Consider the following 7,356-nt stretch of genomic DNA (forward strand, 5'->3'; position numbering starts at 1 on the left):
TGCAACGTTTTTCACGATCCAAATAACACCCGAGTCAACAAGGAGTGACCCGCATGAGCACAAAACCCACAACCCTGGTGACCGCGGCAGCGGGCAAGACCGGCCGTCATACCGCGCTGGCATTGCTGTCACGCGGCCTTCCGGTTCGCGCAATGGTCCATCGCGAAGACGAGCGCTCCGCGCCGCTGCGGAGCCGGGGGGCAGAGATCGTCGTAGGCAATGTCAACGACGTGCACGATGTGCGCAACGCGCTGGACGGCGTGCAGCGTGCCTACTGGACGGCACCGGTGATGCCGAGTGCATTGGAAGCCGCCACCCTTTTCGCTGCCATCGCCGAGGAGAAGCGGCTCGAGGTCGTGGTATCGATGAGTCAATGGCTGGCCGACCCCGGTCACCTTTCGGCGCAGACCCGCGCCGCGTGGCTCGCTGACCGAGTGTTCGACTGGATGCCGACGGTCGGGTCGATCACCGTCAACGCCGGTTTCTTCGCGGAGACCTACACCTACCCGCTGGACTCAGTGGCGCAGTTCGGGGTGTTGACCCTGCCCTTCGGAGACGGGCTCAACGCCCCGCCGTCCAACGAGGACATCGGCGCGGTCGCGGCGGCACTACTGGTAGATCCCGAACCGCATCTGGGCCGCAGCTACCGTCCCACCGGCCCGGAGTTGGTCAGCCCCAGCGGCTACGCCGAAATCCTCAGCCGAGTGTTCGGCCGCACGATCCGCTACCTCGACATCCCGTTCACCATGCTGGCGAAGTCGGCCCGCACGATCGGCTTCGACGAGTACAACCTCATCCAAGTGAAGTGGTACGTCGACGAACTCAAACGCGGCACCTTCGCCGTCAACGCGCCCACCGATGTCGTCGAGCGGCTCACCGGCCGGCCGGCCGAGGACATGGAAACGATCGCTCGCCGCTATCTCGCCACCATGCCCGGCACCACACGCGGCCTCTCCGGGATGGCCCACGCCATGCGCCTGCTCGCGAAATCGGTTGTCGCCCCTGCTCCGAACCGCAAGCGTTACCTGCGCACGTTCCAAAACGGCGCGTCCATCGGAACACTGTCGATCGACTCCGATCTCTGGCAGCGCACCCACGACCCCGACCGGATCCGTCACGCGCACCTGCCGCGGATCGGCACGGCCTCGGCGGTCGCACGATGACCGGCCGGCCTGCCGTGGATGCGGCGGCACAGTACGCCATCGGAGGAGTACGCGCGCGTATCGAGGCCGCATTGACCGCTGCCGGAAAGGATTTCAATGCGCTGACCCCCGATGACTTGGCCGGTGGGCTCGCCTCATTCGAGCACTTCCACTCCCTGGGTCTGCTAGGCACCACGGCGCTCCTGGACGCCGCCCACGTCGCCGCATCCGACCACGTCCTCGACGCCGGCAGCAGCATCGGCGGCACCGCCCGTCTGCTCGCCGTCAAGTACGGCTGCCGCGTGACTGCGATCGATCTCACCGCCGAATACTGCGACACCGCCCGGTGGTTGAACGGACTGGTTCACCTCGACGACCGGATCGAGGTGATCGAAGGAGACGTCACCGACCTGCCGTTGCCGGATGCAAGCGTCGATGTCGTTGTCAGCCAACATGTCCAGATGAACGTCGCCGATAAACGAAAGCTGTACAGCGAGGCGCGCCGCGTTCTGCGCCCCGGCGGCCGACTCGCGCTCTGGGACGCCACGTCGGGCCCCCGGCAGCCCCTCGTTTTCCCGGTCCCGTGGGCCGACATACCCGAGCGTAGCCACCTCATCACGCCCGATGAGCTCGCCACGACACTGCAGGATGCCGGGTTCGCGCTCGACGTGTGGAACGACCTGACCGAGTTCGCCGTGGCGGCCATGACGCCGATACTCGATGCACCCGCCGATCAGCTTGGTCTGCAGCTTCTTGTGCCCGACATCGAGGCCAAGGTCAAGAACCTGGTTGGCAACGCCCGTGAAGATCGCATTCGGCTGATCCAGGCCGTTGCCCTGGCTACGCCATGAATCGAGGTGAGCCAGTCACCTTGCTGCCATGGATGATTCGGCTCACCGCGATCGGTTACCTGCTATTCTTCGTGCCTAATCTCGTAGTCTCCGCCACGCACCACATCGCCACGTTGCCGCAGTTCGTCAGCGTGACCACCGAATGGTATTACCGCGGTTACCTTCCGATCGCGCGCAGCTGGTACAGACCGCGGGTGGTGGCCACCGTCTTACCGTCGGCATCGGTCACCACCGCCTCGAGAGTGAAGTCGGACTTGCCCCGTTCGGCCGCCTCGGCTTCGATGCGGGCGATCGTCTCGTCATCGAGGCTGGCCTGCGCCCGCAACTCGGACCGCGCCATGCCGACGAACGCGATGTCGACGTTTTTGACCAGCGGGAAGTACTTGGAGCTGTCGAAGGTACTCAAAGCGATTATGCCGCCGAGTATTTCGGCCACGGTGAACTGGACACCGGCGTAGACGACACCGAAGTGGTTTCCGTTGCCCTCGACCGGAGCCGTGGCCGCGGCAAAACCTCGACGGGCCTGCACAACTCGCACACCCATGTTTTTGGCGGTGGGGATGGTGGATCCCAGGGCGCCGTTCATCAGATCGACGAGTTGGTTGTCATCGGTAGTCACGAGCGATGATCCTATCGCCGACGGACCACGATCTTTCCGCCGCCCTTCGGGGTGTAGGCGACACCCCGAGAATGAAACTTCTCCGCTGGGGCGTCTGTGGTTTCGATAGTGAGGTGGCGCAGCACTGTTCGCAGCACCACGTCCATCTCCATGTTGGCGAACGCGGCGCCCACACAGCGCCGGGCCCCGCCACCGTATGCGAGCCAGCCGAAGCTGGGCGGCTTGATTCCGACGTAACGCTGCGGATCGAACCGGTCCGGGTCGGGGAACAACCCATTGTCGGCGTGCAGTCGCGAAATGCTCACGATCACGGTGTGCCCACGCGGGATAGACCATTCACCGACGTCGAACATCGGTGCGTGGACGTGTCGGCCGGTGGCGTCGATGACGGTTCGGCTTCGCTGCACCTCGAGGATCGTCGCCTGCCGTAGTTCGTTGTCGTCGGTGTCCGCCTCGGCGACCAGGGCCGTGAGCAGTTCAGGGTGCCGACTGACCCGCTCGAACGCCCAGCCGAGCGTGGATGCGGTGGTCTCGTGTCCGGCGGCGAGCAGGGTGAGCAGCTCATCACCAATGTCCTTGCGCGACATGGCCGAACCGTCCTCGTAGGTACTGCGCAGCATCATCGCCAGCACATCGGTGCGATGCTCGAGGTTCGGGTCTGACCTCTCGTCGGCGATGAGCTTGTCGATGATGGCGTCGTACCGCCGCCGGTACTCTCCCAGCCGGCCCCACGGCGAGAAGCGACCATAAGTCCGGGAAGGTTTGGGCAGTGACGCCATCCGCGAGCCCAGCGTGACCCACGGCGGCAGGATCCGCCGCAGCTCGTCGAGCTCGGCGCCCTCGGCGCCGAATACCGCTCGCAGGATTGCGTTGAGCGTGATGCGCATCGTGGACGGCAGCGTGGCGAACGCGGTGTGCTCCGGCCAGTCGGAGATCTCGCGCAGGGTCTCTTCTTCGATGATCGACTCGTAGTTCTTGATGCTCTTGCCGTGAAAGGGCGGAGCGAGCAGCCGGCGGCGCTGCCGGTGATCGTCGTTGTCCAGCGCGAACACCGAACCCGATCCGAGCAATCGGCTCAGGTTCGGCTGGATGTTGCCGAGCACTTGTGGGTTGGCGGTGAGGACCTGCCTGGCCAGCTGTGGACTGGCCACCACCACCATCGGGCCGTACACCGGCACGTGCAGCGTGAAGATGTCACCGTAGCGGTGCGCCATCTCGTTCATGAACTGCCGCCGGATGAACGCGAACGCCAATCCCTGCAACGCTTTTGGAATCCGCGGCCCCGGCGGCAACGTGGCGGCGGGCGTCGTCGAAGCCGCTCGGGTGTCGATGGTGCTCATTGCGGTGCACTCCCAACATCGGTGTGGTACTGCGCCGTACCACGACTCATTCCGGTACGGTACCGTGTGGTACCAGGTGCTGGCAAGGGTTGAGCCGAACCGGGTTTTCGCAGAAGGAGGCGCCATGGCGATGACCGTCGCTAGCGATGCCGCGTCGACCGAGCACACTGAGGTCGACCCATTTCGGCAGCGCCTACTCGACGGTCTCGCGGCCTCGATCACCGAGCGCGGTTACCGCGCCAGCACGGTCGCCGACATCGTCCGGCACGCCCGCACATCCAAGCGCACGTTCTACGACCAGTTCCCGAGCAAAGAGCAGTGCTTTCTCGAGCTGCTGCATGCCGACGTCGGGAAACTGGGCGAGGCCATCCGCGCCGCCGTCGAGCCCGACGCCGACTGGCAGACCCAGATCCGTCAGGCCGTCGAGGCCTACGTCGGCCACATCGAGTCCCGACCGGAACTCACGCTGAGCTGGATCCGCGAGCTACCGTCGCTGGACGCGGCCGCGCGACCGTTCCAGCGCCGCGGGATGCAGCTGCTGACCAGCCTGCTGGTGAACCTCAGCGAAAGCCCGGGTATTCAGAATGCGGACCTGCCGCCCTTGACCCAGGCGAAAGCCGTGATCCTGGTGGGCGGTCTACGCGAACTGACGGCTCTGGCGGTCGAAGACGGGCACAGTGTGCGCGAGATCGTCGAGCCCGCGGTGCAGGCGTCGGTGGCCATGGTCGGCTACCGCCACTGATCAGATTTTGAGGAAGTTGCGCAGCCGGTCCAACACCAGATCCGGACGCTGTTCGACGATCCAATGGCCGACACCGTCGACCAGTTCGACCTCGAAATCGTTGATGTTCTTGCCATATCCGTCGATCAGGTCCGGCGTGAGCACCGGGTCTGCGGTGCCGCTCAGCCAGCGGACCGGGACATCGACACGCACGTCGTCGAATTCGCCTCGCAGCCAGCGCATCATCTCGGTGCTTTGGAAAGTCCGATACCACCGCGAACCGGCGACGGCATGCCCGGGCTGGCGCATGCATTCCATGTACAGCGTTACGTCGTCTTCGGGCAGCAGAAATCCGCCGCCGACCCAGGACCCAAGCATCCGGAAGAACCGCGCTTTGGCATCACCGATCACCCGCGGGCCGATCACCGGCAGCGCCATCGGAATCTGGTACCAGAACCGCCAGGCATGCCGCATCGAGGACAGATCGCGCTGCACGTAGGGCGCCGCGGTGTTGAGTCCGAAGAAGCCGGTCACCTTCGCCGGGTGGCGCAGCATCATGATGAACGCGACCGGCCCGCCCCAGTCGTGTGCCACCAACTTGACCGGCCCGACCCCCAGCCGATCCAGCACGGCAGCGAGGTCGTCGGCCATGTCGTTCTTCAGGTATCGCGACCGCGGCGCCGAGCTCCAGCCCGCGCCACGCAAATCGGGGCACAGCACGCGATAGCCGTCGGCGGCCAGCGGTCCGATCAGCTGGTGCCACTCCCACCAGTTCTCCGGGAAGCCGTGGACCAGCATCACCGGCGGCCCCTCGGCAGGCCCGGCGTCGGCGACGTGGATCGTCACACCGTCACCTAGCTCGATGAACTTGTGATCGACACCGTCGAGGGCGGGCAGCGCAACCATGCGTTGCAACGTAACCGATCAACGCGTCGAACCGGAACCACCTGTGTGGTCCCGGTCCGGCGTGGCCGTGCCGCTCAGGCGGCGACCAGGTCGCGTTCTTTCGGCTTGACGTCGCCGCGCTGCCTGGGCGGCATGGCCAGCTTGATGATCTTGCGGACCACGGTGCCGAACTGCTTGGGCAGCGATCCCGAGTTGTACGGGATGCCGTAGCGCTTGCAGATCTCCTGCACCTCGGACGCGATCTCCGAGTAGCGGTGAGCCGGCATGTCCGGGAAAAGGTGGTGCTCGATCTGGTGCGACAGGTGACCGGAAAGGATGTGAAAGAGCTTGCCGCCGGTCAGGTTTGCCGAGCCGAGGACCTGACGGAAGTACCACATACCCCGCGACTCACCCTGAGTCTCCTCGACGGTGAATTCCTGTGTGCCGTCGGGGAAGTGGCCGCAGAAGATGATCATGTACGACCACACGTTGCGCATCAGATTGGCGGTCAGGTTACCGGTGAAGACGAACGGGGCGAAAGGCCCGGCCAGCAGCGGGAAAGCGACGTAGTCCTTGAGCACCTGCTTGCGGGTCTTGCGCCAAATCTCTTGTAGGACTTCGCGCTTGTCCGCCAGCCGAATCTCACCGGAGGTGATGCGTTCGCTTTCCAATTCGTGCAGTGCTACCCCGTACTGAAACAGCACCATCAGCAGAAAGGCGTAGACCGGGTTGCCCAGGAAGTAGGGCTTCCAGGGCTGGTCTTCGCTCATCCGCAGGATGCCGTAGCCGATGTCGCGGTCCATGCCCACGATGTTGGTGTGGGTGTGGTGCATGTAGTTGTGCGAGTGCCGCCACTGGTCGGCTGGGCACGCGGTGTCCCATTCGAACTCCTGGCCGCGGATCGCCGGGTCACGCATCCAGTCGTACTGCCCGTGCATGATGTTGTGACCGATCTCCATGTTGTCCAGAATCTTTGAGACACCGAGCATGGCCGTCCCGGCCAGCCAGGCCGGCGGGAAAATGACGGCCATCAGCAACGCGCGGCCACCGACTTCGAGGGCGCGCTGCTTTTTGATGACGCCACGGATGTAGTCGGCGTCGCGCTGGCCGAGGTCGGCCATCACGCGCTCCTTGATCGCGTCGAGTTCAGCGCCGAACGCGTCGGCCTGCTCGGGCGTCAGGGTGATTTTGGGCTGAGTCATGTCAAAGCCTCCTAGTCTTATAGGGCTTAGAGAGCGATATCGACGTCGCCGACGGGGACGGACACGCAGATCTGCACGTCCTCGTCGGGGGCGGTCGACACGGCACCACTGGTCAGGTTGCGCACAACACCGCTGGTCTTGCGGCGGGTGCAGGTGTGGCAGATACCCATCCGGCATCCGCTTGCCGGGTTCAGTCCGGCCGACTCCGCCTGCTCGAGCAACGAGCGTCCGTCGTCGGTAACCTCAATTGCGCTGTCCGCGAACGTGACCCGTCCGCCGGACGGTTCAGCCGGCATGTCCAGCGTGGGCGGAACGAAGCTTTCCGCCTGCGCATCCTCGCAGTGCTCGCGGACGGCATCGACCAAAGCCGCTGGGCCGCACACGAAGACGGCATCGGGCTCCGGCATGGCCGCCGCCAGGTGCTCGGCACCGAACCGGCCTTCAAGGTCGCCGCCGGTCGATCGGGTGTAGCCGTGCAGCACCCGGACACCGGGCATCGCGGCCAGCTCGTCGTAGTAGCAGGCTTCGGCGCGGCTGCGCGCGTAGTGCACGAATGCGATCTCACCGCTGTGGCCTTCGTTGACCAGTGTGCGCAG

General features: G+C 65.1%; 8 protein-coding genes. 3 read left to right on the forward strand and 5 right to left on the reverse strand.

Features of this window, described 5'->3' with window-relative positions:
• Window positions 1–53 precede the first annotated feature (53 nt).
• A complete protein-coding gene (locus WAO18_RS01580; RefSeq protein ID WP_422203310.1) occupies window positions 54–1,163 on the forward strand; it encodes an NmrA family NAD(P)-binding protein in 1,110 nt (369 codons plus the stop codon).
• Window positions 1,160–1,993, forward strand: coding sequence for a class I SAM-dependent methyltransferase (locus WAO18_RS01585; protein WP_422203312.1), 834 nt, complete (start codon window positions 1,160–1,162; stop codon window positions 1,991–1,993). Before WAO18_RS01580 ends, WAO18_RS01585 begins: the two co-directional genes overlap by 4 nt.
• A gap of 157 nt (window positions 1,994–2,150) precedes the next feature.
• On the opposite strand, the gene WAO18_RS01590 is transcribed toward WAO18_RS01585, so the two are convergent.
• Window positions 2,151–2,612 (reverse strand): PaaI family thioesterase, encoded by a 462-nt coding sequence (locus WAO18_RS01590; RefSeq protein WP_422203314.1) that lies wholly within the window; start codon window positions 2,610–2,612, stop codon window positions 2,151–2,153.
• A gap of 11 nt (window positions 2,613–2,623) precedes the next feature.
• A complete protein-coding gene (locus WAO18_RS01595) occupies window positions 2,624–3,952 on the reverse strand; it encodes a cytochrome P450 (protein WP_422203315.1) in 1,329 nt (442 codons plus the stop codon).
• Window positions 3,953–4,082: 130 nt separating this feature from the next.
• Between WAO18_RS01595 and WAO18_RS01600 the strand changes: the two genes are divergently transcribed.
• Window positions 4,083–4,694 (forward strand): TetR/AcrR family transcriptional regulator, encoded by a 612-nt coding sequence (locus WAO18_RS01600; RefSeq protein ID WP_422203317.1) that lies wholly within the window; start codon window positions 4,083–4,085, stop codon window positions 4,692–4,694.
• Here WAO18_RS01600 and WAO18_RS01605 read toward each other — a convergent pair whose 3' ends face one another.
• From WAO18_RS01605 to WAO18_RS01615, 3 genes are all read right to left on the reverse strand, one after another.
• Window positions 4,695–5,579 carry an alpha/beta fold hydrolase gene (locus WAO18_RS01605; protein WP_422203318.1) on the reverse strand — a complete coding sequence of 295 codons (885 nt, stop codon included), beginning with the start codon at window positions 5,577–5,579 and terminating at the stop codon, window positions 4,695–4,697.
• Window positions 5,580–5,653: 74 nt separating this feature from the next.
• The gene (locus tag WAO18_RS01610) at window positions 5,654–6,760 is read right to left on the reverse strand and encodes a fatty acid desaturase family protein (RefSeq protein ID WP_422203320.1); all 1,107 of its coding nucleotides are present in this window, start codon (window positions 6,758–6,760) and stop codon (window positions 5,654–5,656) included.
• A gap of 26 nt (window positions 6,761–6,786) precedes the next feature.
• A partial coding sequence (locus WAO18_RS01615; protein WP_422203321.1) for a flavin reductase family protein occupies window positions 6,787–7,356 on the reverse strand: 570 nt, incomplete at its 5' end.

The sequence above is a fragment of the Mycobacterium sp. genome (genome assembly GCF_049278535.1).
In the GTDB taxonomy this organism is placed as follows: domain Bacteria; phylum Actinomycetota; class Actinomycetes; order Mycobacteriales; family Mycobacteriaceae; genus Mycobacterium.